The sequence below is a fragment of the Solidesulfovibrio magneticus RS-1 genome, assembly GCF_000010665.1.
In the GTDB taxonomy this organism is placed as follows: domain Bacteria; phylum Desulfobacterota; class Desulfovibrionia; order Desulfovibrionales; family Desulfovibrionaceae; genus Solidesulfovibrio; species Solidesulfovibrio magneticus.
Genome location: NC_012796.1, coordinates 1,827,501 through 1,853,437, shown reverse-complemented (window position 1 = coordinate 1,853,437; position 25,937 = coordinate 1,827,501). Strand labels below are relative to the sequence as shown.

At 65.2% G+C, this 25,937-nt stretch carries 23 protein-coding genes and 2 rRNA genes (1 of these 25 only partly in view); 8 read left to right on the top strand and 17 right to left on the bottom strand.

Annotation, left to right across the window (positions count from 1 at the left end; genetic code table 11):
• Positions 1–270: 270 nt before the first annotated feature.
• A complete protein-coding gene (locus tag DMR_RS07805; RefSeq protein WP_015860363.1) occupies positions 271–1,452 on the top strand; it encodes an iron-containing alcohol dehydrogenase in 1,182 nt (393 codons plus the stop codon).
• Between the two features lie 423 nt (positions 1,453–1,875).
• Here the strand turns inward: DMR_RS07805 and DMR_RS07800 are convergent, their stop codons facing one another.
• Complete coding sequence (locus DMR_RS07800; RefSeq protein WP_015860362.1) at positions 1,876–2,349, bottom strand: YbaK/EbsC family protein; 474 nt, start codon at positions 2,347–2,349, stop codon at positions 1,876–1,878.
• Between the two features lie 139 nt (positions 2,350–2,488).
• Here DMR_RS07800 and DMR_RS07795 point away from each other — a divergent pair, with 139 nt between their 5' ends.
• Positions 2,489–3,328, top strand: a complete 840-nt coding sequence (locus DMR_RS07795) for a hypothetical protein (RefSeq protein ID WP_052278972.1) — start codon at positions 2,489–2,491, stop codon at positions 3,326–3,328.
• A 201-nt stretch (positions 3,329–3,529) separates the two neighbouring features.
• On the opposite strand, the gene DMR_RS07790 is transcribed toward DMR_RS07795, so the two are convergent.
• The 10 genes from DMR_RS07790 to DMR_RS22365 all read right to left on the bottom strand — a co-directional run bounded on the left by DMR_RS07790 (position 3,530) and on the right by DMR_RS22365 (position 12,854).
• Entirely contained in the window at positions 3,530–4,354 is an 825-nt protein-coding gene (locus tag DMR_RS07790) for a DUF4198 domain-containing protein (RefSeq protein ID WP_015860360.1), read from the bottom strand.
• A 27-nt stretch (positions 4,355–4,381) separates the two neighbouring features.
• Positions 4,382–4,705 (bottom strand): hypothetical protein, encoded by a 324-nt coding sequence (locus DMR_RS07785; RefSeq protein WP_015860359.1) that lies wholly within the window; start codon positions 4,703–4,705, stop codon positions 4,382–4,384.
• A 99-nt stretch (positions 4,706–4,804) separates the two neighbouring features.
• The gene (feoB, locus tag DMR_RS07780; protein WP_015860358.1) at positions 4,805–7,315 is read right to left on the bottom strand and encodes a ferrous iron transport protein B; all 2,511 of its coding nucleotides are present in this window, start codon (positions 7,313–7,315) and stop codon (positions 4,805–4,807) included.
• Entirely contained in the window at positions 7,312–7,563 is a 252-nt protein-coding gene (locus DMR_RS07775) for a FeoA family protein (RefSeq protein WP_015860357.1), read from the bottom strand. The genes feoB and DMR_RS07775 overlap by 4 nt, the downstream gene beginning before the upstream one ends.
• Positions 7,564–7,616: 53 nt before the next feature.
• Complete coding sequence (locus DMR_RS25135) at positions 7,617–9,008, bottom strand: methyl-accepting chemotaxis protein (RefSeq protein ID WP_015860356.1); 1,392 nt, start codon at positions 9,006–9,008, stop codon at positions 7,617–7,619.
• 98 nt (positions 9,009–9,106) lie between these two features.
• Positions 9,107–9,487, bottom strand: a complete 381-nt coding sequence (locus DMR_RS07765; protein ID WP_043600301.1) for a DUF1987 domain-containing protein — start codon at positions 9,485–9,487, stop codon at positions 9,107–9,109.
• Positions 9,488–9,682: 195 nt separating this feature from the next.
• Positions 9,683–10,231: a SiaB family protein kinase gene (locus tag DMR_RS07760; protein WP_015860354.1), complete on the bottom strand. Its 549-nt coding sequence runs from the start codon at positions 10,229–10,231 to the stop codon at positions 9,683–9,685.
• The gene (locus DMR_RS07755; RefSeq protein WP_043601590.1) at positions 10,228–11,400 is read right to left on the bottom strand and encodes a PP2C family protein-serine/threonine phosphatase; all 1,173 of its coding nucleotides are present in this window, start codon (positions 11,398–11,400) and stop codon (positions 10,228–10,230) included. The genes DMR_RS07760 and DMR_RS07755 overlap by 4 nt, the downstream gene beginning before the upstream one ends.
• Before the next feature lie 112 nt (positions 11,401–11,512).
• On the bottom strand, positions 11,513–11,710 hold the full coding sequence (locus DMR_RS07750) for a hypothetical protein (protein ID WP_043600297.1): 198 nt from the start codon (positions 11,708–11,710) through the stop codon (positions 11,513–11,515).
• A gap of 37 nt (positions 11,711–11,747) precedes the next feature.
• Entirely contained in the window at positions 11,748–12,854 is a 1,107-nt protein-coding gene (locus DMR_RS22365) for a GGDEF domain-containing protein (RefSeq protein WP_015860352.1), read from the bottom strand.
• Positions 12,855–13,159: 305 nt separating this feature from the next.
• Between DMR_RS22365 and DMR_RS07740 the strand changes: the two genes are divergently transcribed.
• The 5 genes from DMR_RS07740 (at position 13,160) to larB (ending at position 18,779) form a co-directional block, all read left to right on the top strand.
• Positions 13,160–14,095 (top strand): AraC family transcriptional regulator, encoded by a 936-nt coding sequence (locus DMR_RS07740; RefSeq protein ID WP_015860351.1) that lies wholly within the window; start codon positions 13,160–13,162, stop codon positions 14,093–14,095.
• Between the two features lie 179 nt (positions 14,096–14,274).
• Entirely contained in the window at positions 14,275–15,480 is a 1,206-nt protein-coding gene (locus tag DMR_RS07735) for an aldo/keto reductase (protein ID WP_015860350.1), read from the top strand.
• A 120-nt stretch (positions 15,481–15,600) separates the two neighbouring features.
• Positions 15,601–17,058, top strand: coding sequence for a nickel pincer cofactor biosynthesis protein LarC (gene larC / locus DMR_RS07730; RefSeq protein ID WP_015860349.1), 1,458 nt, complete (start codon positions 15,601–15,603; stop codon positions 17,056–17,058).
• The gene (gene larE / locus DMR_RS07725; protein WP_043601586.1) at positions 17,055–17,900 is read left to right on the top strand and encodes an ATP-dependent sacrificial sulfur transferase LarE; all 846 of its coding nucleotides are present in this window, start codon (positions 17,055–17,057) and stop codon (positions 17,898–17,900) included. The genes larC and larE overlap by 4 nt, the downstream gene beginning before the upstream one ends.
• 117 nt (positions 17,901–18,017) lie before the next feature.
• Positions 18,018–18,779: a nickel pincer cofactor biosynthesis protein LarB gene (gene larB, locus DMR_RS07720; RefSeq protein ID WP_015860347.1), complete on the top strand. Its 762-nt coding sequence runs from the start codon at positions 18,018–18,020 to the stop codon at positions 18,777–18,779.
• A gap of 144 nt (positions 18,780–18,923) precedes the next feature.
• Here the strand turns inward: larB and DMR_RS07715 are convergent, their stop codons facing one another.
• Both DMR_RS07715 and DMR_RS07710 read right to left on the bottom strand, forming a co-directional pair.
• On the bottom strand, positions 18,924–19,619 hold the full coding sequence (locus DMR_RS07715; protein ID WP_015860346.1) for an LrgB family protein: 696 nt from the start codon (positions 19,617–19,619) through the stop codon (positions 18,924–18,926).
• A complete protein-coding gene (locus tag DMR_RS07710; protein ID WP_015860345.1) occupies positions 19,619–19,987 on the bottom strand; it encodes a CidA/LrgA family protein in 369 nt (122 codons plus the stop codon). The genes DMR_RS07715 and DMR_RS07710 overlap by 1 nt, the downstream gene beginning before the upstream one ends.
• Before the next feature lie 376 nt (positions 19,988–20,363).
• On the opposite strand from DMR_RS07710, the gene DMR_RS07705 reads away from it, so the two are divergent.
• The gene (locus tag DMR_RS07705; RefSeq protein WP_015860344.1) at positions 20,364–21,731 is read left to right on the top strand and encodes an APC family permease; all 1,368 of its coding nucleotides are present in this window, start codon (positions 20,364–20,366) and stop codon (positions 21,729–21,731) included.
• A 72-nt stretch (positions 21,732–21,803) separates the two neighbouring features.
• On the opposite strand, the gene DMR_RS07700 is transcribed toward DMR_RS07705, so the two are convergent.
• The 4 genes from DMR_RS07700 to DMR_RS07685 form a co-directional block, all read right to left on the bottom strand.
• Positions 21,804–22,442, bottom strand: coding sequence for a LysE family translocator (locus DMR_RS07700; RefSeq protein WP_015860343.1), 639 nt, complete (start codon positions 22,440–22,442; stop codon positions 21,804–21,806).
• Positions 22,443–22,542: 100 nt separating this feature from the next.
• The gene (locus DMR_RS07695; RefSeq protein WP_015860342.1) at positions 22,543–23,241 is read right to left on the bottom strand and encodes a hypothetical protein; all 699 of its coding nucleotides are present in this window, start codon (positions 23,239–23,241) and stop codon (positions 22,543–22,545) included.
• Between the two features lie 339 nt (positions 23,242–23,580).
• A 5S ribosomal RNA gene (rrf, locus tag DMR_RS07690) occupies positions 23,581–23,695 on the bottom strand.
• Between the two features lie 44 nt (positions 23,696–23,739).
• Positions 23,740–25,937 (bottom strand): 23S ribosomal RNA (locus DMR_RS07685) (it continues 725 nt past the right edge of the window).

Sequence of the window (25,937 nt, the reverse complement as noted above, 5' to 3'; positions counted from 1 at the left end):
CGCCTCTTGCTGTAGCGCTGACAAGACATTGCCGGACCGTATGCAACAACAACGAATCCTGACCACAGGCGTCGCCTTTTCCTCCGCGTCGAGGTCGTGAACTCGACCAGAAAATCCGATTGACGCACGAGGAAAAGACCGACTCGGCTGCGGCAGCCGTCACGACACGTCCTGTCGTTCGCTTCAATCGAGACAGGATCTGTCATAAGCGATGTTGTTGCATGCCATGTACAGGCAAGATCTAACCATCAAACCGTCTCGGAGGACGCCATGGCAGTTCAGGAACAGGTATACGGTTTCTTCATTCCCAGCGTGACCCTCATCGGCATCGGCGCGTCCAAGCTCATCCCGGAGAAGATCAAGGCGCTGGGGGGCAGCAAACCGCTGGTCGTCACGGACAAAGGCGTGGTTGCGGCCGGCATCCTCAAACAGGTGACCGAACTCCTCGACGCCGCCGCCATGCCCTACACGGTCTACGACAAGACCGTGCCCAACCCCACTGACCTCAACGTGGCCGAAGGGACGGAACTCTACAAAAGCTCGGGCTGCGACAGCCTCATCACCCTGGGCGGCGGTTCCTCCCACGACTGCGGCAAGGGCATCGGACTGCTCATTTCCAACGGCGGCAAGATCCACGACTACGAAGGCATCGACAAGGCCACCAAGCCGCTCATGCCCTACCTCGCCGTCAACACCACCGCCGGCACGGCTTCGGAGATGACCCGGTTCGCGGTCATCACCGACACCTCGCGCCACGTCAAAATGGCCATCGCCGACTGGCGCGTCACCCCGGGCATCGCCATAGACGATCCGGTGCTCATGGTCGGGATGCCCCCGGCGCTGACGGCCGCCACCGGCATGGACGCGCTCACCCACGCCGTGGAAGCCTTCGTCTCCACCATCGCCAACCCCATGACCGACGCCTGCGCCGTGGAAGCCATGAAACTCATCTTCACCCACCTGCGCAAGGCCGTGGCCAACGGCCAGGATCTGGCCGCCCGGGAAGGCATGTGCTTTGCCCAGTACCTGGCCGGCATGGCCTTTAATAACGCCAGCCTTGGTTACGTGCATTCCATGGCCCACCAGCTCGGCGGCTTCTACAACCTGCCCCACGGCGAATGCAACGCCCTGCTTCTGCCCTACGTCGAGAAGTTCAACCTCATCGCCAAGGTGGAAAAATTCGCCGAAATGGCCGCCATCATGGGCGAGAACACGGCCGGTCTGGCCCCGCGCGACGCCGCCGAACTGGCGCTCAAGGCCATCCGCCAGCTCTCGACCGACGTCGGCATCCCGGCCAATCTGGTCGAGCTTGGCCGGCGCTACGGCAAGGAGGTCAAGGCGGGTGACATTCCGACCATGACCGCCAACGCCCAGAAGGACATCTGCCGCTTCACCAATCCGCGCTGCGCCACGGACAAGGACGTGGCCGACATCTACACGGCGGCCATGTAGCCGCCAGGCCCGCCGCGCCGGGGAGATTCCCGGCGCGGCGGCCCCCGGTCCGGCCGGACGCGCCGGCCGGGAAGGGTCCGTCGCCGCGCATCGTCAGCGAACTGCCATGGCGCCAACCGATGCCTGTTTTCTTGCGGCGGCTGGCGGACTCTTCCTAGCCGGCACGTCCGGCCCTGGCCGGTGCTCCTGAGCCGGCAGCCTTGGTCACTTAGCCGCAGCAGCTTCGCAGCGTCACACGCCAGCGACCAGCGACCAGCGACCAGCGACCAGCGACCAGCGACCAGCGACCAGCGACCAGCGACCAGCGACCAGCGACCAGCGACCAGCGAGAAAACGCTGCCAACCACCGCGCGCGGCCGTCAAGCCGCAACGCGTCACAACAAACCAGAATCACGGATAAAAACGGATGCGCAGACAGGAAGCTCAGGCAAGCAGCGGCGCAGACAGTGCGCCGGCCACGCGCACGGCCTCGGCCGGGGACAGGCGGACCATGACGCCGCGCTGGCCGGCGTTGATGATGACGTAGGGTTCGTCCAGCGCCGCCGCCTCGATGACCACGGGCAGGCGCTTTTTCGCGCCAAAGGGGCTGATGCCGCCCACGTGGTAGCCGGTGGCTTTTTCGGCTTCGGCCGGGGGCATCATGGCGGCGGCCTTGCCGCCAAAGGCGGCGGCCACGCGTTTCATGGACAGCTCGCCGTCGGAGGGGACCACGCAGCAGGCCGGTTTGCCGTCCACCAGCACCATGAGCGTCTTGAGCACCCGCGAGGGCGGTTCGCCAATGGCGGCGGCGGCTTGCAGGCCGATGCGCTCGGCTCCGGACTGATAATCGTAAGTCAGGACATCAAAGGCCGCGCCGGCCTTGGCCAGGGCCTGGGTGGCCCGGGTGGTCTTGGACATGTCGTGCGCTCCCCTGCGTCTTTGCGCCGCCCTGGGATAGCCGATCGGCCGAAAGGCGGCAAGGGAGGCCGGGTGGCGGATCGCCCGCCCCTATACGCCGTCGCCGGGACCCGATATGGTCAGGGCAAGGAGCGCCGCCATGCCCGCTTGTCCATCCGATCCCCCAAGGCTGCGCCTCGTGCCCAAGCCCGAGAAAAAGCCTCGTTTCGCCCGCTACATCGGCATCGACTATTCCGGGGCCGAGGTTCCCACCTCCCCTTTAAAGGGTCTTCGCGCCTATGTCGCCGACGGCGACGGCCCGCCCCGCGAGGCGACCACCACCGAACCGGGCCGCAAATACTGGTGCCGTCAGGCGCTAACCGACTGGCTCGCCCAGCGCCTGGGCGAAGACATCCCGACCCTGGTCGGCATCGACCACGGGTTTTCCTTTCCCCTGGCCTATTTCGAACAGTACGGGCTTCCCGACGACTGGCCGGCCTTTCTCGACGACTTCGCCGCCCACTGGCCCACGGACGAGCCCTATATGTACGTGGACTTTATCCGCCAAGGCGCGTTTGGCGACGGCGCGGCCCGTATGGGCAGTTCGCGCTGGCGGCGGCTGTGCGAGATCCGCACCGGCCGGGCCAAGTCGGTGTTTCATTTCGATGTGCCCGGATCGGTGGCCAAGGCGACCTTCGCCGGCCTGACCATGCTGCGTCGCATCCGCCAGGAGACCGACGGCAAGGCAGTTTTCTGGCCCTTCGACGGCTTCATGCCCCCGGCCGGGGCATCAGTGGTCGCCGAAGCCTATCCGTCCCTGGTCAGCCATCTCTATCCCCGGAACGGCCGCACCCCGGATCAACACGACGCGTTTTGCCTGTGCGCTTGGCTCCAGGCCACGGACCGGGCCGGCCGGCTGAGCGCGTTCCTGGAGCCGTCGCTGAGCGACGCCGAACGCGAGGCCGTCGCCATCGAGGGCTGGATTCTCGGCCTGGCCTGACCGCCTGACCCGTCCCCGCTCCCCCCGCGCGGACGGGTCGACATTTGAAAGAACCTTGGCTTCCGTGTGTCCGCCGGCAATACGGCTTCTGCGCTTCCAAGGACGCGACGCCAGGAGCCGTCCGGCGATGGACCAAAAACAAAACGGGACGCCCATAAACGGACGCCCCGCTTTCCCGGAGGGTTCCCGGCATGGGGGGAACTATTTCATGTCCACGGCCTTGACCCAGATGAGCGCGTCCTGGGACATGGCCTTGCCCTCGAACTCTTTGACCGGCCCCACGCCCATGGCGGCAAAACCCCACCAGCCGGCCTTGGGCATGGCGTAGACGAAGACGCCATTGGCGTCGGCCTTGATGGCCTGGGTGATGAAGCAGTCGTGAGGGGCGGCCACGGCGGCTTTCTTGTCGAAGCTGTTGGCGGCCATGTTCGGGGCGTGGTTCAAGTATTCCACCTCGATCTCGGCATTGGGCACGGGCTTGCCCTCGGACAAGACCTGGCCCACGAACACGTTGCCGGTGTAGAGGCCGTAGGGCTTGGCCAGGGGCACGATCTCGGCGGGCAGGCCCACCGGCTTGTCCCAGTTGCCGGGGATGCCGCCGACGTTGAGCACCAGTTTGGTGATCTGCTGCATGTAGGCACCTTCCTCGGGCTCAAGATAGGGCGCCGGGACCAGGGCGAAAACATAGTCGCCGGGGCTACGCAGCTTTTGCTTGAAGGTGTAGGCCTTGCCGGTGTTGCCCAGGCTCTTCCAGACGATGGGGGCCAGCCCCGCCTTGAGGTCGGTCTTTTGCGGCTCGCCCTCGCCGCCTTTCTGGTAGACCATGAAAAACTGCTCCGGCGCGCCCATGTCCATGGAATGCCCGGCCTCAAAGGGGTGGGTAAACACCAGGCGCATGTCCACTTCGCCGCCCTTGTCCAGGGCGATTTCCGGCGTGTAGATCATCTGGAAGTGGGCCAGGGCCAGGCCGGGAAGGGCCAAGGCCAGGGCGGCCAAAACGCCGGCAACGGTTTTTTTGTGCTGCATGTCGTGCTCCTTTGTGGGGTTTCCGCGTTATTCCAGGATCTTTTTGCCGTCGATCTCGATCTTGTGGCCTTCGCCGGCCTCGAAAACGACTGTGTACGCGCCGGCGGGCTTCTTGAAGGTGTACTTGGACGTCTTGTCCATGGCCCCTTGTTCGATGACCTTGCCCCCGCCGTCCTTGACGATAAGGCTCACGCCCGAGGCCGAGGAGCCGTCGGAAAAGCCGCCTTCGCAGGTGATGGTGCCGTCGGCGTTGTCAAAGCAGGTGCAAAGGGCGGTGTGGGCCAGGGCAACTCCGGGCAGGGCCAGCACCAGACTAACGATAACGAAAAGCATTTTCATTTTCAGTTGCATGATACGTCTCTCCGATCATCCGCGTCCGCGCGGGTTGAGGTTTTCCCGGGCGGGGGCAAGGCCGCGCCCGGGATTTACGGCTTCTTGAAACATCGACGGCTAGGAATTGGGAACCGCCGGGCAGGCATTCCCGGCCACGGACAACATGCCCCGGGTCCGGTGCGGCACAAGGCCGGCCAGAATGGTGGCGGCCACGGCCACGGCGTAAAAACTCCACATGGCCGTGACGCCGTCGAGGCCCAGGAGCCGGCTGCCGGTGAAAACGGCGCTGGCCACGACAATGCCGAGCACCATGGGATAGAGGATGGCCAGGACCATCCACTTGGCCTGGCCGGTCTGGACCTTGATCATCATGGAGGTGGCCATGCAGGGCGGATACAAGGCCATGAAGAGCATCAGCGCCAGGGCGTGCAAGGGCGTGAAATCGGCCTCGCCCTTGCGCATGGAATCCTCCAGCGAAGCGTTGTCGTTGCCGCCGGCTTCAAGCTTGTAGATGGCCCCCATGGTGGCCACGGCCGATTCCTTGGCGGCAAAGGCCGAAAGCAGACCGGCGTTGACGCGCCAGTTGAATCCCGCGAACTGGGTCACGGGTTCCAGCGCCCGGCCAAGGATGCCCAGGAAGCTCGTTTCCAGGCGCTCCCGGCGCATTTCCAGGGTGATGCCGTCACGGGCTGCGGCAAAGCCCTTCACCCCAGCCTGGGCGGCCTTGGCCGCGGCATCGGTCCGGGGTTTCAAGATGGCGAAGAAATCCGGGCTCTCGTCGCGGAACCTGGCGTCCACGGCCTTGGCCGCCTCGGCGTCCTCGATGCCGGCCCGGGCCGCCTTGTAGGCTTCCTCGTAGCGCAGGAAATGGAGCAGCCCGTCGCCGGCCAGGACGGCCTCGAAGCGCGACCCGGCCACGGCGGCGTCCAGCTGCCCCCGGGCCTCGTCGATCCGGGCCTGATAGACGGCCTTGTGCTCCCGGCTGATGCCCGGAAACTGCAGCAGGACAAAAACGATGACAGCCACGGCGGCCACCACGGTGACGATTTTCTGAATGAAAAGCGCCACCTTCTCAATGGCCCTGGTGAGGAGGTTTCGCAGGGTCGGCATATGGTATGGCGGCATTTCCATGATAAACGGCGCGCTGTCGAGGTTGGACAGCAGCGTGCCCGAGAGCAGCCGGGCGATGGGCAGGGCCATGAACAGCGTTACCGTGGAGATGAAGAACATGGCCGCCGAGGCTTCGTGGGGGAAAAACGCGCCGACCAAGAGGACATAGAGCGGCACCTTGGCCAGACAGTTCATGAGCGGGATAATAAGGATGGTGGCCAGCCGGGACTTGTCGTCCGGGATGGCCTTGCAGGCCATGACCCCGGGCACGCAGCAGCCGCCGAGATAGACCCCGGCCAGCACCATGGGCAGGGTTGATTGCCCGTGCAGGCCGTAGGACCGGAAGAGCCGGTCCAGGATGAAGGCCATGCGCGGCATGTATCCGGTGTCCTCCAGGAAGGCCACGCAGAAAAAGAGCAGGAAAAATATCGGGATGTAGTTGAGCAGCGCATTGATGGAATCCATGAACCACAGCCCGAGCGACCGCAGCACCGGGTCTTCGAGCATGCCGGACGGAGGCAGATAGCCGGCCACGAAGTTTTTGAGGCCCGCCAGAAGCGGCCAGGTGTAGTTGGTGAGCTTGTAGCCGTAGACGATGGACACTTGGTAGAGAACGAACAGCACGGCCACGAGAATGGCTGGACCAAGAAATTTGTGGCACACAAGGTCGTCGATGCGGTCTGTGGCGGTGCGCTCGGGGCCGGCGGCCTTGAGCGTGGCGGCCTGGGCCAGGTTTCTGGCCAACCGGCGGCGGGCCAGAGCGGCAAAGGCGGCGGGGGATTCCCCGGACGCCTCCCCAAAGGCCTGCTGGCGCTCGGCGACAAGCGTTCCCAGGCGCACGGGATCGAAAAACACCTCGCCCACGAACGCCGTGGCTCCGGCGTCGCCCTCCAGCAGCCGCACGGCCAGCCAGCGCCTGGGCGCGCCCAGCTCCCCGCCCTCGGCCAGCACGTCCTCAACGGCCCGGATGTGGGGTTCCAGGGGGCCGTAATCCACCCGAAACGGCTCGTCCTTGGGGGGCTGTTCCATGGCCTGGGTCATGACCGCCGCCAGTTTCTCGCGGCCCTGGCCTTTGCGCCCCACGCCCGAGGACACCGGCACGCCCAGGCGCGCGGCCAAGGCCTCGATGTCAAGCTTCTGGCCCCGGCGCTCGGCCACGTCCATCATGTTGCAATGGACCACCACGTTGGCCTCAAGCTCGAGCAGTTCCACGGTCAGGCACAGATGGCGGCGCAAATTGGAGGCGTCGATGACGTTGACCACCACCTTGGGGTGGTCAAACAGCAGGAAATCGCGGGTGACGCGTTCTTCCGGGGAATAGGAGCTGATGGAATAGGCGCCGGGCAGGTCCACCAGTTCGCAACTGCTGCCGCCGAGCTTGAAATGGCCGGATTTCTTTTCCACGGTGACGCCGGGAAAATTGGCCACATGCTGGCGCGCGCCGGTGAGCATGTTAAAGACCGTGGACTTGCCGCAGTTGGGCTGGCCGGCCAGGGCGGCGAGGATGCGCGCGCTCATTTTGCCGTCACCTCGACCAGGGAGGCCTCGCAACGCCGCAGGCTGACCAGAAAGCCGCTGACCTTGATCTCAATGGGGTCGCGAAGGGGCGCGTTTCGCACCACCGTCACCGTTTCGCCCGGCACCAGCCCCAGATCACCCAGGCGTTGCCCCAGGCAGCCGTCGCAGCCCACCCGTGCCACCGTGCATTGCCCGCCCGGGGCAATGGCCCCCAGATGCGTGCGGTTGTCGTCCTCGCGCCTGTCCATATTCCCTCCCAACCAAGACTGGATTTCGGATTCATTGATAATGGCTGTAATTTTCAATTACAGGCCACAGATCCGTCCGCCGCCGTCGTGCCGCATAGCCGGGCCATGAGGCTGTCCACGCCGGCCAGGGCTTCTTCCACCCGGCGGGCATGGTCCTGGCCGGCCAGGGACGATTCTTCGATGGCCGTGGCCTTGGCCAGGGTTTCGGCCAGGGCCTGACCGGCCCGGTCCAAGGAAGCCAGGGACTGCCCAATGGCCTCGGCGCTGCCTTGCCCCTGGGTCCGGGCGGCCTCGGCGTCGCCGGCGATGGAGGCCAGGGCCGCGCCTAGCCGGCCGGACAGGTCGAGGAACTCGCCGGCGGCGGCGTTGGCTTCGGTCAAAAGGCCGGCGTTGCCCTCGGCCTGGGCCAGAACCCGGCCCAACCGGGCGGCAGCCTGGGCGGCGGCCTCCTTGGAGCGCTCGGCCAGCCGGCGCACCTCGTCGGCGACCACGGCGAATCCCCGGCCGTGGTCGCCGGCCCGGGCGGCCTCGATGGCGGCATTAAGCGCCAGCATGTTGGTCTGGTCGGCGATGTCGGCAATGGCTTCGCCGGTGTCGGCGGCAAAGCGCAAGCCGCCAAGGAGTTCGGAAAAGGAGGTTGAAAGCCCGTCCATGGCCGCGGACAAGGTGCGGCACCCCTGCCCCAGCCCCTCTTCCAGGCGGCGGCCGCTGGCGGCTGTGGCGGCGGCGGCGTTGGCCTTGGCGGCGGCGGCCAGGGCGGCATCGGAGGCCCGACGCACGGCGGCCAGGGCCAGGTCGAGGAGGTCCATGGCCTCGCCGAGGCTGGCCGACTGGCCGGCCACGAGCTCCACGGCGGCGGAACTATCGGCCAGCAGCGACCGGGTCCGACCCGAGGCGGCGTCCACATGGCCGCGCACCTCGCCCACCACCTCGGCCACGGCGGCGGCGCGCGCCTGGTCGGCCTGCTTGCGGGCCTTGGTCGCGTCGCGCAGGGCTTTGAGCGCCTGGCGATTTTCGGTGAAGGCCTGGCGGCGCTGAGCCTCGGCTTCGGCCCCAAGGTCGGCCACCCGCCCGGCCACCTCACCGGCCGCCGGCCACAACCCGGCCAGAGGGCCGACGACAAGCGCCAGAGGCGGCGGCCCCTCGGCTTGAATGCCCTCCGCCGCCTGGGCCAGCCGGTCGGCCATGAGGCGCGCCGGCATTTCCGCCAGCAAAGCCAGGCCGGCCAGGGTCAGGCACAGGGCCGAAAGCCCGACCAACAAAACGGCAGCAACCGGCGGCATCTGCCACAGGACGCAGGCCCCGGCCGCACCCCCGGCCGCCACGGCCACAAGACCGGCCAGGGCCAGGGAGGCCGGATGGGGCGCGCGCCAGCAAAGCGGCCGGCCGGCCGCCATTTTCCGAACCGTTTCCGGCCCATCCGCCACCATGGCGACGTCATCCATGTCGTCCCCCCTCGCTCCTTGATCCTTGTTGCCCCCCTTTCAGGGAGGGTCCGGGAGGGGGTTACCCCCTCCCGGCCGCCGGAGGCATCTCCCTCTTGTTAGAGCGCCAGCAGCGTAAATATGAGCGCCTTGGCGTCCTCGGCGAACTCTTCGCCGCATTCGCAGGCGATGTCGTTATCCTTGTCGTAGCGCCAATTGACGGTGATGTTCGTGCCCGAGGCGGCGGCGCGCTCCAGGATCTCGAAGAGGTCGAGCAGAGCCTTGGACGAGGACGAGTTGAAATAGACCAGTTCCAGATCGAACACGACCGGGCCGGCCGGTTTGGCGGCCAGATAGGCCTTGACCCAGGTGAAAAGCGGCCCGAAAAACGCGGCCGCGTTTTCCGGATAACATTCGCCCTTCATGCGGTGGCGATGGCTGGCCGCGTCAAAGTGGACTTCCGGCGTGGAGCGCGTGGGCGCGCAGACAAACGGCTGCATGAAAACTTCTCTCCTATGGCCTGCGCCGGTCCCGGCCCTGAAAACGCTTCCAGGCCGGACCTTGCGCGGCGGCTGCAATGGCGGCGGTCTTCCCGGCTCGTGTCGCGTCCTTAAAAAGAGCATCCGGCACTTCGCCGACAACCACCTGCAACTCATGATTTTACAATAACACGAGCGTCTGTTTGAAGAACGCTTTTAGGCGATGACGACATCCAGGGAAAACCAGGCCAGCTCGTCGGAAACGGCCTCGATCTCGTAGCGCATGGGCGAAACGGCCCGCCGGGCCATCTCCAGAAACCCCAGTCCCGCGCCGCGCGACTGCTCGTCCGGCCCCTGCTGGCGGGCGGCCTTGTACAGGGCCTTGAGGCCGTCCTTGTCAACGCCGGCCAGGGCGTCGAGGCGTTCCCGGATGCGCGGCCCCAGGTCCCTGGTGATGAGGTTGCCGCAGCTCAGGCACAGGCCGGCCGGGTCCAGGCGGATGATGAGTTCCCCGGAAGCCATGCGGCCGCTGGCCATGTCCACGGCGTCGGCGGCGTAGCGCAGCACGTTTTGCAGCTGTTCCACCAGCACGGCGAAAGCCTGGGAGGCCCGGGAACGGTTGGCGATCTCGAAATCCACCTTGCGCCGGATCATGGAGCCAAGGCCCTCCACCACCTCCTGGGTCACCGGTCCCTTGAAGTAGAGGACCACGCCGCCCTCGCGCAGCATTTCCCGGCATTTGTCGAATTGCGGCCCGCCTGTCATGCATTGACTCCTTGCTTGGCAACGGGGCGCACGGCCAGGGCGGCCACGTCGTCGCGCCGGGAGGCGCGGCCCCTGTGGTTTTCAAAAATGGTGACCAGGGCCTGCCGACGCTCTACCAGGGGCGCGCCGGCCGCCTCGGCCAGCCATTGGCGAAGGGGCTTTTTGCCCAGCGGCAAGCCCCGTACGCCGCCGATCTGGTCGGTGAGGCCATCGGAAAAAAGAAAGAGCGTATCGCCCGCAGCCAACTCCACGGCCACGTTGGCAAAGACCGCGTCCTCCGGGGTTTTGGCGTAGCCCAGGCCCAGGCGGTCCGCGCCGATCTCCTCGACCTCGCCGCCGCGCTCGACCCAAAGCGGCCGGCGCGCCCCGGCGTAGACCAGCCGCGAGGCGTCGTCGGCGTCGAAATAAACCAGTCCCATATCCATGCCGTCGTCCACCTCGCCGCCCTCGGCGATGAGCCAGCGGCGCATGTAGCGGTGGGCCTCGGCCAGAACGCCGCCCGGATCGCCCTCGAAGCGTTCCAGGCGCACCCGGTCCAGGGCGGCCTTGGCGATAAGCGTCATGAACGCGCCAGGCACGCCATGGCCGGTGCAGTCGCCGATGCCGAGAAAGACGCCGCCGGCGCTTTTGGCCAGGAAAAAGACGTCGCCGCCGACCACGTCGCGCTGGTCCCACCACACGAAGCTGTCGGGAAACACCGAGGCCAGTTCGGCCGGATCGGACAAAAAGGCGCGCTGGATGCGGGCGGCGTAGTCGATGCTCGATTCGATCTGGCGGCGCGCCGTCTCCAGGTTCACCAGGGTGTCGTTTAAGCGTCGCTCGCGCACGGCCACGGCATGGCCAAGCCAGTAGATTTGCCGGGCCAGACCCGGAAAATCACCGGACTCGCCCCGGGCCGGCGGGGCCGTGGCGGTGTCGTAGCAGCCCTGCTTGATGCGCATGCAGCTGTCCACCAGCCGGCCGACCTGATCGAAAACAATGGATTTCCCGGCCAGGCGCACCAGGGGGTAATAGAGGATCACGCCCAGGGTGACGTAGCCGGCCAGCACGGCCTTGAGCGTGGCCTCGTCCAGGGCGGCGTGGCCGAACATGAGGCCCAAGGGAGCGACAACCACGAAAGGAAAGAGGATCAGACCAAGCTTGGCCGGCGTGCCCAGGCCCGCTTTCATGACGCCTTCCCCGGCCTCCCCGCCCCGCCATTTTCGAATGAATCTGCGCACCATGGCCTCCTTGCCGTTGCGGCCTTCCAGTGTTCTGGATCACCCCTTTGCCTGAGCCTCTTTATTGAAATTGAAAATTGATGTCAATATCATTAAATGGCAACATTGCGACGGCTTTGAGGATTTTCGCGCCGCAAGGCTCCGGCCACAGGTTGTCGCACTCCGTCTCACCGCACGGGACGGCCCAAGCGCCGTATACCGGCTTTACGTATGCCAAGGCCACCACCACAACAAACAACACCGCCAGATTTTGCGACATCCTGAAAACATGCCTGCGTCATGTTTTGAGAGAAGCATCACACGGCCCCGGGGCCAAGGGAACCGTCGGACTCCAGGCAAACCCGGTTGCGGCCGCCGCGCTTGGCGGCGTACAGCGCCCGGTCGGCCCGGGTCAGGCAGGCGCTTGGCGCGGCGTCACGATCATCGCGGCACTGGGCCACGCCAAAACTGGCCGTCACCTTGACGGCGCGGCAATCGGCCGTCACTACCATGTCCTCCAAGGCCAGACGCAGGCGCTCGGCCAGTTCGACGCCGCCGGCCAGGTCCGTGCCCGGGCACAGGACGGCGAACTCCTCGCCGCCCACCCGGCCGGCCAGATCGGACACACGAAGGCTTTCGCGCAACCTTCCGGCCACGGCCCGCAGCACGGCGTCCCCGGCGTCGTGGCCATAGGCGTCGTTGACGGCCTTGAAATGGTCGATGTCGAGCATGATCATGGACAGCGGCGTGCCGCAGCGCCGGGCCATGCCGAGCATCCGGGCCGCGCCCTCGAAAAAGCCCCGGCGGTTGGCCAGGCCGGTCAGCGGGTCCGAGGCGGCCAGGCGCAATAGCTCCTCTTCCAGGGCCTTTCGGGCCGAGATGTCCTGGGTCATGCCGACCACATGGCCGTCGGGCTCGACCAGGGCCGCGCCCACCAGACACCAGACCGGCCCGCGCGGGGTGGCCAGCCGGGCCTCCATGCGCCGCACCTGGCCCCTTGCCGCCAGTTTTTGGGCAAAGGCCTGATAGTCGGTCGGATCATGGAACAAGGATTGGACGTCACCGGCCAGGGCCGGCGTGGCTGTGGCCGGATCGTCGGCCACCTCGCCCGGTCGCAACAGGCCGACCAGGGCAGGATTGACGGCCATGAGCGCGCCCTCGGCGTCGGCCAAAAAGATGCCTTCGGTGGAATTCTCGAAAATGCCCCGGTAGCGCTCTTCCTGCTGGCGCAGGCGGCGGTTGAGGTCCACCATGCGGGCCTGGGTGCGGTCGCCGATGCGGGCCAGCTTCTCGGCCTTGCCGGCCATGCGCTCGGCCAAAAGCAGAAAATCGGCGGCCAGGGCCAAAGCCTCGGCCGGGTCGTCCCCGGCCTGCTCCAGTCTGGCCCGCGCCTCGCGCAAACTTTCGTCGTCCTGACTCGCCATTGTCCGCCCCACTCCCGCGACCTGTCGATTCGTCGGCCTTGTCCCGCAAAGCGTCCGTTCCAGGCTTGGGGAGCCATAATTGATTACGATTGTCATTGTCAACAAAACTCTGGCGCTCCTCCCTTGCCCACGGCCAAGAAACAGTCCGGTCCGCGCCGGGACAGCGAAGCGCCAGACCGAAAAAGAAGAAAACGCATTGTTTGATCGTGCCGCTTTCTTGCCTAATCCTCGCAAAAACGATCAAACAGCCTTGCCGCCGGGCCGGACCCGGGTAACCTTGGCCAAAACAGCAAGGACGGTGTCCAATGACCGATCAGGGCGCTTCCCGCCGGGTCGAACCCGAAGACATCAAGGTCGCCCGCGAGGGGCTGGCCGAAAGCATCGCCCGGCGCACCGCCGTTTGCGACGTGCTGGACACGGCCATCCCGGCCCTGACCCTGGTGCGGCGCGGCGAGCCCACGGCCCAGACCTGCTACGTGCACGAGCCGAGCCTGTGCTGCATCGTCCAGGGGGCCAAGCGGGTGTACCTGGGCGAGGACGTCTACCAGTACGATCCGTACAACTATCTCATCACCTCGGTGGACTTGCCGGTGATGTCCCAGATCGTCGAGGCCAGTCCCGAGACGCCCTATCTCGGCCTGGTGCTGCGCCTTGATCAGCGCGAAGTGGCCCAGACGGTGGTGGACAGCAAGCCGCCGCCCCTGCCCGAGCGGCAGACCAACCGGGCCATGGCCGTGGGCCGGGTCACCCTGCCGCTTCTGGACGCCCTGCAACGGCTGGTGGCGCTTTTGGACGAACCCGAGAGCATCCCGGCGCTGGCCCCGCTGGTGTACCGCGAGATCCTTTTCCGGCTCCTGACCGGCGACCAGGGGGCGCGTCTGCGCCAGATCGCGGCGGCCGGCTCGCGCGGCAGCCAGATCGCCGTGGCCATCGACTGGCTCAAGGGCCATTTCAAGGAAGCCCTGCGGGTTGAGGAGGTGGCCGAACAGGCGCGCATGAGCGTTTCGACCTTCCACCGCCATTTCCGGGAACTGACGGCCATGAGTCCGCTGCAGTACCAGAAGTGGCTGCGCCTGCACGAGGCCCGGCGGCTGCTCTTGGCCGGGGGCATCGACGCCGCCGGCGCGGCCTTTGCTGTTGGCTACGAGAGCCATTCCCAGTTCAACCGGGAATACAGCCGGCTTTTCGGCGCGCCGCCGCTTCGCGACATCAAAAGCCTGCGCCGGCTGGCCGGCGACTAAGACGGCACGACGGAAGCGACGGAAGAGGGCGACGCCCACCCGTGCGAGGATCAGGCAATTTTTCAGCAGGAATGGACGTTCATCGGCCCGCTGCCCTCGGATAAGGTGCCTCTCGTCGCACCATGCCGACAAACGCGGCAACCATCCGGGGCCAACCGCCCGCGACGAGGAGAGAAACAATGCTCTACAGAAAAATGCCCAAGACCGGCGACGAACTGTCCATTCTTGGTTTCGGCTGCATGCGGATGCCGACCGTGGACGGCGTCATCGACGAACCCCGAGCCATCGACCAGATCCGCAGCGCCATCGACCAGGGCGTCAACTACGTGGACACGGCCTGGCCCTACCACGGCGGCGCAAGCGAACCCCTGCTCGGCAAGGCCCTCAAAGACGGCTACCGGCAGCGCGTCAAGGTGGCCACAAAGCTGCCCTCCTGGCTCGTCCAATCCCGGGAGGACATGGACCGGTACTTAAACGCCCAGCTGGAGCGCCTGGGCACGGACCACATCGATTACTATCTGCTGCACACCCTCAAAGGCTCGTCCTGGGACGAACTGGTCGCCCTTGGCGTGCGGGAGTTCCTGGACGCGGCCAAGGCCGACGGCCGCATCGTCAACGCCGGGTTTTCCTTCCACGGCGAGGGCAAGGATTTCGCCCGCATCGTGGACGGCTACGACTGGGTCTTCTGCCAGATCCAGTACAACTTCCTGGACCAAGAGTACCAGGCCGGCACGGCGGGCCTGGAGTACGCGGCCTCCAAGGGCCTGGGCGTGATCATCATGGAGCCGCTGCGCGGCGGCACCCTGGCCCTGCCCGAAGCGCCGCCGGCCGTGGCCGCCCTGTGGGACGAGGCCGCGACCAAGCGCACGCCGGTGGAATGGGCGCTGCGCTGGATCTGGAACCATCCCGAGGTGACGGTGGTGCTCTCGGGCATGAACGTCGAGGCCCATATCGCCCAGAACCTGGCCGTGGCCGCCGTGGCCGCCCCCGGCTCCCTGACCCCGGCCGAGCTGGAACTGGTGGACCGGGTGGCCCGCAAATACCAAGAACTCATGCCGGTGGGCTGCACTGGCTGCGCCTACTGCCTGCCCTGCCCAATGGGCGTCAACATTCCGAACTGCTTCAACTTCTTTAATCAGCTGCACATGTTTGGCGAGAACTCCGGGGCCAAGATGATGTACACCGCCTTTGGCAGCGGCGTGACCTCAAACGGCGAGCAGAGCTACGCCTCCCAGTGCGTGGCCTGCGGCGAGTGTCTGGAGAAGTGTCCCCAGCAGATCGCCATCCCCGACCAACTGGAAAAGGTCGCCGCCGCCTTCGAAGGCCCCAACTTCCAAGCCGAGGTGGAGGCGCTCAAAAACCACTTCCGGGCCGGCCTCGACTGATCCCGCCCGCGTCGGCGCGGCTCGCCCCCCTCTGGACAAGCCGCGCCGATTGCCCCACCATTGCTCAACCATGACCCGGCGTAACGAACCCGGCAACCCGGCGCACCGGCGCGGCATCCCATGAAAATACTGTTCTACGACTGTTTCGCGGGCGTATCCGGCGACATGAACCTGGCCGCCATGATGGGCCTTGGCGTTTCGCCCGACTTCCTGCGGGCCGAACTGTCCAAGCTTGGTCTGGATGAGGAATTTCGGCTGGACGTCGGCGAGGACGCCCGAAACGGCATCCACGGCCTGCGCGTGGACGTGCGTCTAACTGCCGACGACGCGGCCGGCGGCCATCACGAACATGGCGAGATACATGGACACGACCACGGCGGACCGCACGGCCACGAACACGGGCACGGCAGACATCATGAACACGGCCAGGAGCAAGAGCACGGTCATGTCCATGGCGGGCATCACCACGAAGCCCAGGCGAAGCGTCATGCCCACGCGGCAGCCCACGACCATGGCCACCGTCATAGCCACGACGGCCACCACCACGAGCCTGGGCAAGAGCACGTCCACGGTTCTCACAGCCACGGCCACGCCCCCCACCGCAACCTGGCCGCCATTGAGGCCATCATCCGGGGAAGTTCCTTAAGCGAACCGGTCCAGGACACGAGCCTGGCCATCTTCCGCAAGGTGGCCGAGGCCGAGGCCAAGGTCCACGGCAAGGCGGTGGACGAGGTGCATTTCCACGAGGTCGGGGCCGTTGATTCCATTGTGGACATCGTGGGAGCGGCCATCTGCTATCATGCCCTGGGCGTGGACGCGGTCTGGGCCTCGCCGGTGGAGCTTGGCGGCGGTTTTGTGCACTGCGCCCATGGCCTCATGCCCGTGCCGGCCCCGGCCACCACGGAAATCCTGGCCGGCGTTCCCACCACCCGGGGCGGCACACCCCACGAGGCCACCACCCCCACCGGCGCGGCCATCCTGGCGACCCTGTCCACCCGCTTCACCGCCACGCCCGCCCTGACCCTTGAAAAAACCGCCTACGGCATCGGCCACCGCCACACCGAGCGGCCAAACGTCCTGCGGGTCCACCTAGCCAAGGCCGAAGCCCCGGACGCCACGGCGGCCAAGGCCCCGGACGACGCCCGGCTGCTTGTCTGCAACATCGACGATATGACCGCCGAGGCCCTGGGCGTGGCCATGGACGTGCTTATGGAACACGGGGCCATGGACGTGCATTTCACGCCCATCCTCATGAAGAAAAACCGGCCCGGCACGACCTTGTCGCTGCTCTGCGCCGCCGCCGACGAAGAACGCTTCAAGGACTTGGTCTTTCGCCACACCACAACGCTTGGCGTCAAAGTCCTGCGTTTGGAGAAAACCGTGCTCGACCGGACCTTTTCCCGGTTGGACACGCCCCTGGGGCCGGTGACCATGAAGCACGCCGCCCGAAATGGCGTACGACTTCGCTCCAAGCCCGAACTGGAGGACTGCCGGGAACTGGCCAGGCGTCACGGGCTGTCCCTGGCCGAGGTCCAGGCCGTGGTGTCCCAGTGCGCCGGACGCGGGGAAACGCCGTGACCGACGACGCTGGCCGAATCGAGCGGTACCGTCGCCTGCTGGCCGATCTGGGCGGGCTGCAATCTGCCGTGCTGGCCTTTTCCGGCGGCCTGGACAGCAGCTTTCTGCTCCACGCCGCCAGCCGAGCCATGGGCGAGGGCCTAACCGCCGTCACCCTGGACACGCCCTACGCCCCCCGGGCCGAGATCGCCGAGGCGGCGGCCCTGGCTGGCCGCCTTGGCGTACGCCATGTGGTCCTGCCCGTCCCCTTTCCCGAGGCGCTGCGCGACAACCCGCCCGAGCGCTGCTATCTGTGCAAGAAGGCGCTTTTTGCCAAGCTGCTGGAGCTGGCCGCCGGCGAGGGCATCGCCCATGTGCTGGACGGGACCAACCAGGACGACCTGGGCGACCATCGCCCGGGGCTGCGCGCCCTGGCCGAGTTGGGCATCGTCAGCCCGCTTTTGTCCGCCGGCATCGGCAAGGCAGACATCCGGGCGCTTTCCCGGCAGGCCGGCTTGCCCATCTGGGACAAGCCGTCCGGGGCCTGCCTGCTCACCCGCCTGCCCCACGGCAGGCGCGTTACGGCCGAGGAGCTCAAGCGTATCGACACGGCCGAAACCTGGCTGCGCAGCCTGGGCTTCCCGGCCGTGCGGCTGCGCAGCCACGGCGATCTGGCCCGCCTGGAAGTGCCGCGCGACCAGGCACCGGCCGTTCTTGAGGCCGACGCCAGGCACGACATCGACGCCAAGCTCAAGGCCCTGGGCTACCGCCACGTGACCCTGGACCTGGCCGGCTACCGCATGGGCAGCCTCAACGAAAAGCCGGACGCGGCGTCTGTCCCGCCACCCTGCGGCGACGCTTAGATATCGGCACGGGCCGGTCCGACCATCAACCGGTCCGCACGACGCCGGCAACACCTGAAACCCGTGCCGCGCGGCCTTATCGACCAGGCCGCGCCGGGCGCAAAGCGATACGGAACCATGGACGCGAATGAGACTCTGCGAGCGCTTTTAAACGACATCCGCGACGGCGGCCTGAGCGTGGACGACGGGCTTTCGCGCCTGCGCGACCTGCCCTTTCTGGACATGGGCCACACCAAGCTCGACCTGCACCGGTCGCTTAGAAACGGCTTTCCCGAGGTGATCTACGCCGAGGGCAAGACGCCGGAGCAGGTGGGCGAGATTTTCCTGCGCCTGCGCGAACACGCCAATGTGCTGGCCACGCGGGTGTCGCCCGAGACGGCGGCCCATGTGATCGGGCTGTGCCCGCAAGCGCGCTTCAACGCCCTGGGACGCACCCTGACGCTCACGCGCGGCGAGATCGCCTATAAGGACGGAGAGATCGCCATCGTGACCGCCGGCACGTCCGATCTGGCCGTGGCCGAGGAGGCCCGTGAAACCTGCCAAATGCTTGGCAGCCGGGCCTTTGTGGTGTCGGATGTGGGCGTGGCCGGCATCCACCGGCTTTTGGACAAGCTGTCCGACATCCGCCGCGCCCGGGTGGTCATCGTGGCGGCGGGCATGGAGGGGGCCTTGGCCAGCGTCATTGGCGGGCTTTTGTCCCAGCCCATCATCGCGGTGCCGACGTCGGTGGGCTACGGCGCGGCCTTTTCCGGGGTCGCGGCGCTTTTAGGGATGCTCACCTCCTGCGCCAGCGGCGTGACGGTGGTCAACATCGACAACGGCTTCGGCGCGGCCTGCGCAGCCTGTAAGATCAACAACCTCGTCCAGGCGAAACCCTAGTCTGCCCGTCATCTGGATGAGAACCTCGGCCACAGGAACCATCGAACGGCTGCGGCTGGATGCGTGACGTGCCGGCCCCGAGCCAGCGCGCCGCGCTACGTGCTCCAGGCCGAGGATGACCCGGCCTTGTCGAGGACTGCGGCTCTAAAGCAGGCCGAGCAGCCGCACCACCAGCGGTGCAAAACCGGCGGTGAAGACCCCGGCCAGGATCATGGCCAGACCGGCCATGGCCCCCTGCTCCTCGCCTTCGAGCAGGGCCGTGGCCGTGCCCTGGGCGTGGGACACCGTGCCCAGGGCCAGCCCCCGGGCCACGGGATGATCGATGCCGGAGCGGTTCAGCAGCCAGGCGCCGAAGAGCGAGCCCAGGGTGCCCGTGGCCACGACAAAGGCGGCGCTGAGCGCCGGTATCCCATCGTATATGCGGCTAATTTCCACGGCAAAAGGTATGGAGACGCCCTTGGGCAGGATGGACACCACCACCTCCCGGGGCAGGCCGCCGAGGCTGGCCGCCAGCCCGGCCGAAACCATGGCGAGCAGCGCCCCGGCACCGACGCTGGCCAGGATGGCCAGGCCATGGCTGCGCAGCAGCCGGCGATGGCGGTAGAGCGGCACGGCCAAGGCAACCGTAGCCGGGCCAAGCAGCGTGGTCATGGCCTCCCGGGCCGGGGCATAGGCGGCGTAGGGCAGATCGCAGGCCACGAGCACGGCGATGATGACCCCGGCGCTGACCGCCACGACGTTGAGCAAGGGATGGTTCACCCAAAACGCCAGCCGGCGACAGGCCAAATAGACCGCGACCGTCAAAACGACAAACACGACGCCAAGCGCAAGTCCGTCCATCACCGCCTCCGCTGGAGCAGCAAGCTGAGATAGCCCACCGCGAAAAACGGCAGCACGGAACTGATCACCACGGCCACGAGCAGCATCAGGCCGTACTGGGCGAAGGTCGCGCCCCAGTCCATGAGGCCCACGGCGATGGGGATGAAAAAAAAGACCAGATGGCGCAGGAGAAAATCCGCCGTCGCCGCCACCTGTTCGAGCTTGACCACGCCCAGGCACAACAAACCGAAAAGCAGCAACACCCCAAGCACGTTGCCCGGCACGGGCAGCGCCAGGGTCTCGGCCAGAAACCGGCCGGCCAGGGAAATGCCCCACAGCAAGCCAAGCTGCCCCAGGCATTTGGCGCAGTAATAAACCCGTTGCGTCACGCAAATCTCCGCAAAATGATGTCCGGTCAGGGCTCTGTACGCCTCTTGGCCGGCCTCAACAAGCCCGGACCGGCCGGTTTGGGCGGCCTCGGCTTCAAGCACCAACAGTCATCCAGGAACAGGACTAAGCAAAGAAGGACAAACTCCCTACTGGGCGGTTTGCCGGCGCGGGTGAAGGTGGAGCATGTCCGGCTCCACTCCGGCCACGCCTCGCCCCCCCTCTTCCATTGACTTCCCAACGTCTTGCCGCCACACCCAGTGTCGTAGCTTCAAACGTCCTTCACCGCCCCTACGGCACGGCCCCTTGGCCGCCAGCAACCAGCCGCCGAACGCTTATTGTCACACTCCACGCCCACCCCCTACCCGGAGCCTTTCCATGCTGTCCGCTTCCTCTCCCTCAGCTAAAGGCGCTCCCGCCGCCCCTGCCGCCAAACAGATGAGCCTGGCCTCGGCCGTGGCCATCGGCATCGGCGGCATGGTCGGCGGCGGGGTCTACGCCATCTTCGGCTCGGCCGCCCATGTGGCCGGTTCGGCCCTGTGGCTCTCCTTCCTGGCCGGCGGGCTGGTGGCCCTGGCCACCTCCTACAACTACGCAAAACTCGGCGCGTGCTACCCCACCAAGGGCGGTGCGGTGGAATTTTTGGTGCGCGGCCTTGGCGACGGCGTGGTCAGCGGCGGGCTCAACATCTACATGTGGATCGGCTACGTCATCGCCCTGGCCATGTACGCCGCCGGTTTCGCCGGCTACCTCATGACCTTTTTCCCCCACGAGCACCCGCTCTGGCTGCCCAAGGCCGCCGCCGTCGGCGCGGTGCTCCTTTTTACCCTGGTCAACGTCTTTGGCGCGGCCTGGGTCGGGCGCTCGGAACTGGTGACCGTGACCGTCAACCTGGCCGTGCTGTCGGTATTCGCGGTCTGGGGCTGCGCCACCGCCGACTGGCAGGGGCTGTCCAGGGCCGGCTGGGCCGAACCCTCGGGCATCGCCTTTGGCGGCGGGATGCTCTTTATCGCTTACGAAGGCTTCGGCCTGGTCGCCAACGCCGCGGGCGACATGGCCGATCCGCCGCGCACCCTGCCCAGGGCGCTCTATCTGTCGGTATTTTCGGTCATCGTGGTCTATCTCGGCGTAGCGTTTGCCGTGCTCGGCCATCTGCCCCTGGCCCGCATCGACGCGGCCAGCGACTACGCCCTGTCCGAGGCGGCCGGCACGTTCATGGGCAAGTCCGGTTTCACCGTCATCGCCGTGGGCGCGCTGTTCGCCACGGCAGCGGCGTTAAACGCCACCCTCTACGGCGCGGCCAACGTCTGCTGGATGATCGCCAAGGACGGGGAGCTGCCGGCCGCCTTTGACCGGACGGCCTGGAAACGCGCGCCTGAAGGGCTCTTTCTGACTGCCGGGCTGGTGCTGGTTTTCGTGCTGTTTTTCGATCTTTCCAGCGTGGCCATGATGGGCAGCGGCGCGTTTTTGTTTATCTACGCCGCCGTGGCCTGCTCCCACCTGCGCCTGCGCGCCGCCACCGGCGGCCGGCCGGCGCTCATCTGGCTGTCCATAGCCTTGTGCCTGTCGCTGCTGGGCGTGCTTGGATCCAACATGTACGCCCACTCCCGGCCGGCCTTCTGGACCATGCTCGGGCTTTTTCCGGTCTCTTTCGGCCTGGAATGGGCGTATAGGCGGGCCACGGGACGCCGGCTCAAGGTCGGTTCGGCGTCGGGCGCGACGAAAAATCCGGCCGTCAACGCGTAACAGGCGTCAAACGGCACGGAATCAGACGGGATGGGGCAGGAAGCCCGTTTTGGTGAGGCAGGGGGGCGGAAATCAGGATTGTTCGGACAGGGCCAGCTTGACGCCAAAGGCCACGAACAAGGCACCGGCCCCCTGGGTGAGATAGGGGCCAAGCCGCCGGGCGCGGCCAAGGCCGCCGGCGACGCGCGCCGTGGACCAGGCCAGGAGCAGATTCCAGGTCGTACCGGTGCAGTTGAGGATGCCGCCCAAGACGGCAAAGGCCAGGGCCTTGCGCGGCGCGGCCGGATCGATGAACTGGGGCAGGAAGGCCAGGAAAAACAGCGCCACCTTGGGGTTCAGCGCGTTGGTGAGAAAGCCCTGGACGAAGATGCCACGATGCCGGATTTCAGGCGTCTGAGGAATTTCCTCGGGCGCTGTTTTTTTTCGCGCGCCAAGGATCATGCGCACGCCAGCATACACGAGATAGGCCGCGCCCACCAGTTTGATCACGGAAAAGGCCGTAGCCGAGGCGGCCAGCACGGCTGAAAGTCCCACGGCGGCGGCCAGGATATGCACGCAGCAACCGGCCCCGATGCCCAGGGCCGCTGTCATGCCGGCCTTGGCCCCCTGTCCGGCGCTGCGGCTGACGACGTAAATGACGTCCGGGCCGGGAGCCATGTTGAACAGGATGCCCGAGACAATAAAAAGCCACAGATCGTGAATGCCAAGCATGGGAACTCCGTGCGTGCCGGGAAATGTTTCGAAAGCCGGCTATACCCGGCGGCGACGGCTGTCAATGCGGGCGAGCTGGGATACAGTACAAGATCAGCAGTTACTCGTCGCTCACGTACGCCAGTTCTTCGTGGCCGTCATGGGTGATGACGCCTGATTGGCGCAGTCCGAACCGTTCGATGACACGCTGGCCGTCAGGCGAGACGATGATGGCGGCAAGCCCGCGATGCGCCGTGGCATCCAGGTCTTCGCGAAACGCCCGCATGAGCGCCTGGCTTGCCTCGGTGCGATGGAACCGGGGCAGGATGCCGATGTTATAGAGATAGAGGTACTGCTCACCGGACGCGGTCTGGGGCTGGGGTGTGATCTGGCGACGATTGGTGATGGTTTGCGGCGCGTCGCGCAGGACGGCGAAGGTGGCCGGGGAAATAGGGTGAAAGGCCGAATAGCCGATAGGCAGGATACAGCCGCCTGCGCCGGCCGTCCAAAGGCGAAAGCCTTTGGGAAAGACCGTGACCGCGTGTTGGAGATGCGGGTAAGCTTCGCGGTTGGCCGGATCAGGGTAGCAGGCCCAGTCCGCCGCCAGCAGGCACAGGACAAATCGGTTGAGGGATACCGGGTCCAGGCCCAAGGAGGCATGGGGCGCGTCCGCGAGGGAGATCGAAGCGACATTATCTACCTGAGCGTCATCGAAGTTGAGTGACGCGATACGGCGTGATTCCGGCTCCGCCCAGACGGCCACGGATGCTTCCTGCCACAGGTCGGGGACAGCGTCCAACATGTTCGCGGTGCGTTCCATGAAGCCTCCTTATCGCAGGAATCTTTTCTGCAATGGCGGGCAACCACGGAGTCGTCATGAAACTCCAGTCCATATCGTTATGTCTGGATACTGACTGGATGCCTAGCGACATGCCCCAAGTGTCTTCCCCGTGCTTTCATCTCCTCTTGCCTGCTGGCCGGCAGAAAAGCAAACCTATCCCCTGACCTCGTCCGTATCCGTGGTCGTGTCCCCGACCGTGTCCGCGTCCCCTACAGTGACCGTGACCGTGGTCCCTCCCCTACCCCCGTCCTCTTTCCGGCCCGGAAACCATAAAAAAAGCCCCCGAATCTTTCGATTCGGGGGCTTTTTGAAAAGTAGCCCTGGCGGCGACCTACTTTCCCACACAAGAATATGCAGTATCATCGGCGAAGGAGGGCTTAACTTCCGAGTTCGGAATGGGGTCGGGTGTACCCCCTCCTCTATGACCACCAGGACAAATATATAAGTTAAAATAAGGGATGGGATTGTCTGTTGGCAAAAATCAAGTCGAACGGACTATTAGTACCGGTCTGCTCAAACATTGCTGCTTTTGCACATCCGGCCTATCAACCATGTAGTCTACATGGGTCCTTCAGGGAGAACTCGTCTTGAGGCAGGCTTCCCGCTTAGATGCTTTCAGCGGTTATCCTTTCCGAACATAGCTACCCTGCGATGCCGTTGGCACGACAACAGGTGCACCAGAGGTTCGTTCATCCCGGTCCTCTCGTACTAGGGACAACCCCTCTCAATTCTCCAACGCCCACGGAAGATAGGGACCAAACTGTCTCACGACGTTTTAAACCCAGCTCGCGTACCACTTTAATCGGCGAACAGCCGAACCCTTGGGACCTGCTCCAGCCCCAGGATGTGATGAGCCGACATCGAGGTGCCAAACCGCATCGTCGATATGAACTCTTGGATGCGATCAGCCTGTTATCCCCGGCGTACCTTTTATCCATTGAGCGATGGCCCTTCCATTCGGGACCACCGGATCACTAAGGCCCACTTTCGTGCCTGGTCGAGATGTCTCTCTCGCAGTCAAGCTCCCTTATGCCTTTGCACTCGACGGCTGGTTTCCAATCAGCCTGAGGGAACCTTTGCATGCCTCCGTTACTCTTTGGGAGGCGACCGCCCCAGTCAAACTACCCGCCAGACAATGTCCTCGAACCGGATAACGGTCCGAGTTAGAAGCTTAAACAACCGAGGGTGGTATTTCAAGGATGGCTCCGCCGACGCTGGCGCGCCGGTTTCACAGCCTCCCACCTATCCTACACACGGTTGCCCAAGCTCCAATGTCAAGCTATAGTAAAGGTGCACAGGGTCTTTCCGTCTTTCCGCGGGTAGACGGCATTTTCACCGCCACATCAATTTCACTGAGTCTCTGGTCGAGACAGCGTGGAGATCGTTACGCCATTCGTGCAGGTCGGAACTTACCCGACAAGGAATTTCGCTACCTTAGGACCGTTATAGTTACGGCCGCCGTTTACCGGGGCTTCGGTTTAGAGCTTCGCTTGCGCTGACTCCACCCCTTAACCTTCCGGCACCGGGCAGGCGTCAGTCCGTATACGTCGTCTTACGACTTCGCACAGACCTGTGTTTTTAGTAAACAGTCGCCACCACCGTTTCACTGCGACCCCCCGCGGCTTATGCAGTAAATGCTTCACCATAGGGGGCACCCCTTATCCCGAAGTTACGGGGTCATTTTGCCGAGTTCCTTAACCAGAGTTCTCTCAAGCGCCTTGGGATACTCTCCCCGCCCACCTGAGTTGGTTTGCGGTACGGTCTGCTTGTGCTAAACTTAGAAGCTTTTCTCGGCAGCCTGGGATTAGTCACTTCAGTCGTAAGACACGGCATCACGTCTCGGCCTTGAAGGAGAACGGATTTGCCTGTTCTCCAAGCCTACACGCTTGCACCGGCACTTCCAACAGCCGGCTGACCTACCCTCCTGCGTCCCTCCGTCGCACACACAAACAGGTACAGGAATATTAACCTGTTTTCCATCAGCTACGCCTTTCGGCCTCGCCTTAGGGACCGACTCACCCTGGGAAGATTAACTTTACCCAGGAAACCTTGGGCTTACGGCGAACGGGTTTCACACCCGTTTTATCGTTACTTATGCCAGCATTATCACTTCCCGTTAGTCCAGCAGACTTTACAATCTGCCTTCATCCCGTCCGGGAACGCTCCCCTACCGCCTATCGTTAAGATAGGCCCGAGGCTTCGGTACCATGCTTAGCTCCGTTACATTTTCGGCGCAGGACCACTAGACCAGTGAGCTATTACGCTTTCTTTAAAGGATGGCTGCTTCTAAGCCAACCTCCTGGCTGTCAGAGCGGTCCCACTTCCTTTCCCACTGAGCATGGATTTGGGAACCTTAGCCGTCGATCTGGGCTCTTACCCTCTCGACCCTGGACCTTCGCACCCAGAGTCTGACTCCCGGGAAATAAAAGAACGGCATTCGGAGTTTGATAGGGTTTGGTAATCTGGTGAGACCCCTAGCCCTTTCAGTGCTCTACCTCCGTCCTTCCTTCCCGAGGCTATACCTCAATATATTTCGGGGAGAACCAGCTATCACCGAGTTTGATTGGCCTTTCACCCCTATCCACAAGTCATCCCAATGGTTTTCAGCCCATATGGGTTCGGTCCTCCACTCGGTTTTACCCGAGCTTCAACCTGCTCATGGATAGATCACCCGG

Bases quoted from the DNA above. Each gene is read 5' to 3' on its own strand.
- DMR_RS07795 (WP_052278972.1), top strand. From the start codon at position 2,489: ATGCCCGCTTGTCCATCCGATCCCCCAAGGCTGCGCCTCGTGCCCAAG.
- DMR_RS07790 (WP_015860360.1), bottom strand. From the start codon at position 4,354: ATGCAGCACAAAAAAACCGTTGCCGGCGTTTTGGCCGCCCTGGCCTTG.
- DMR_RS07800 (WP_015860362.1), bottom strand. From the start codon at position 2,349: ATGTCCAAGACCACCCGGGCCACCCAGGCCCTGGCCAAGGCCGGCGCG.
- DMR_RS07755 (WP_043601590.1), bottom strand. From the start codon at position 11,400: ATGAAAGCGGGCCTGGGCACGCCGGCCAAGCTTGGTCTGATCCTCTTT.
- DMR_RS07805 (WP_015860363.1), top strand. From the start codon at position 271: ATGGCAGTTCAGGAACAGGTATACGGTTTCTTCATTCCCAGCGTGACC.
- DMR_RS07695 (WP_015860342.1), bottom strand. From the start codon at position 23,241: ATGGAACGCACCGCGAACATGTTGGACGCTGTCCCCGACCTGTGGCAG.
- DMR_RS07735 (WP_015860350.1), top strand. From the start codon at position 14,275: ATGCTCTACAGAAAAATGCCCAAGACCGGCGACGAACTGTCCATTCTT.
- DMR_RS07765 (WP_043600301.1), bottom strand. From the start codon at position 9,487: ATGCAGCCGTTTGTCTGCGCGCCCACGCGCTCCACGCCGGAAGTCCAC.
- DMR_RS07740 (WP_015860351.1), top strand. From the start codon at position 13,160: ATGACCGATCAGGGCGCTTCCCGCCGGGTCGAACCCGAAGACATCAAG.
- feoB (WP_015860358.1), bottom strand. From the start codon at position 7,315: ATGAGCGCGCGCATCCTCGCCGCCCTGGCCGGCCAGCCCAACTGCGGC.
- larB (WP_015860347.1), top strand. From the start codon at position 18,018: ATGGACGCGAATGAGACTCTGCGAGCGCTTTTAAACGACATCCGCGAC.
- DMR_RS25135 (WP_015860356.1), bottom strand. From the start codon at position 9,008: ATGGATGACGTCGCCATGGTGGCGGATGGGCCGGAAACGGTTCGGAAA.
- DMR_RS07700 (WP_015860343.1), bottom strand. From the start codon at position 22,442: ATGCTTGGCATTCACGATCTGTGGCTTTTTATTGTCTCGGGCATCCTG.
- DMR_RS07715 (WP_015860346.1), bottom strand. From the start codon at position 19,619: ATGGACGGACTTGCGCTTGGCGTCGTGTTTGTCGTTTTGACGGTCGCG.
- DMR_RS07760 (WP_015860354.1), bottom strand. From the start codon at position 10,231: ATGACAGGCGGGCCGCAATTCGACAAATGCCGGGAAATGCTGCGCGAG.
- larC (WP_015860349.1), top strand. From the start codon at position 15,601: ATGAAAATACTGTTCTACGACTGTTTCGCGGGCGTATCCGGCGACATG.
- DMR_RS07750 (WP_043600297.1), bottom strand. From the start codon at position 11,710: ATGTCGCAAAATCTGGCGGTGTTGTTTGTTGTGGTGGTGGCCTTGGCA.
- DMR_RS07705 (WP_015860344.1), top strand. From the start codon at position 20,364: ATGCTGTCCGCTTCCTCTCCCTCAGCTAAAGGCGCTCCCGCCGCCCCT.
- DMR_RS07775 (WP_015860357.1), bottom strand. From the start codon at position 7,563: ATGGACAGGCGCGAGGACGACAACCGCACGCATCTGGGGGCCATTGCC.
- DMR_RS07785 (WP_015860359.1), bottom strand. From the start codon at position 4,705: ATGCAACTGAAAATGAAAATGCTTTTCGTTATCGTTAGTCTGGTGCTG.
- DMR_RS22365 (WP_015860352.1), bottom strand. From the start codon at position 12,854: ATGGCGAGTCAGGACGACGAAAGTTTGCGCGAGGCGCGGGCCAGACTG.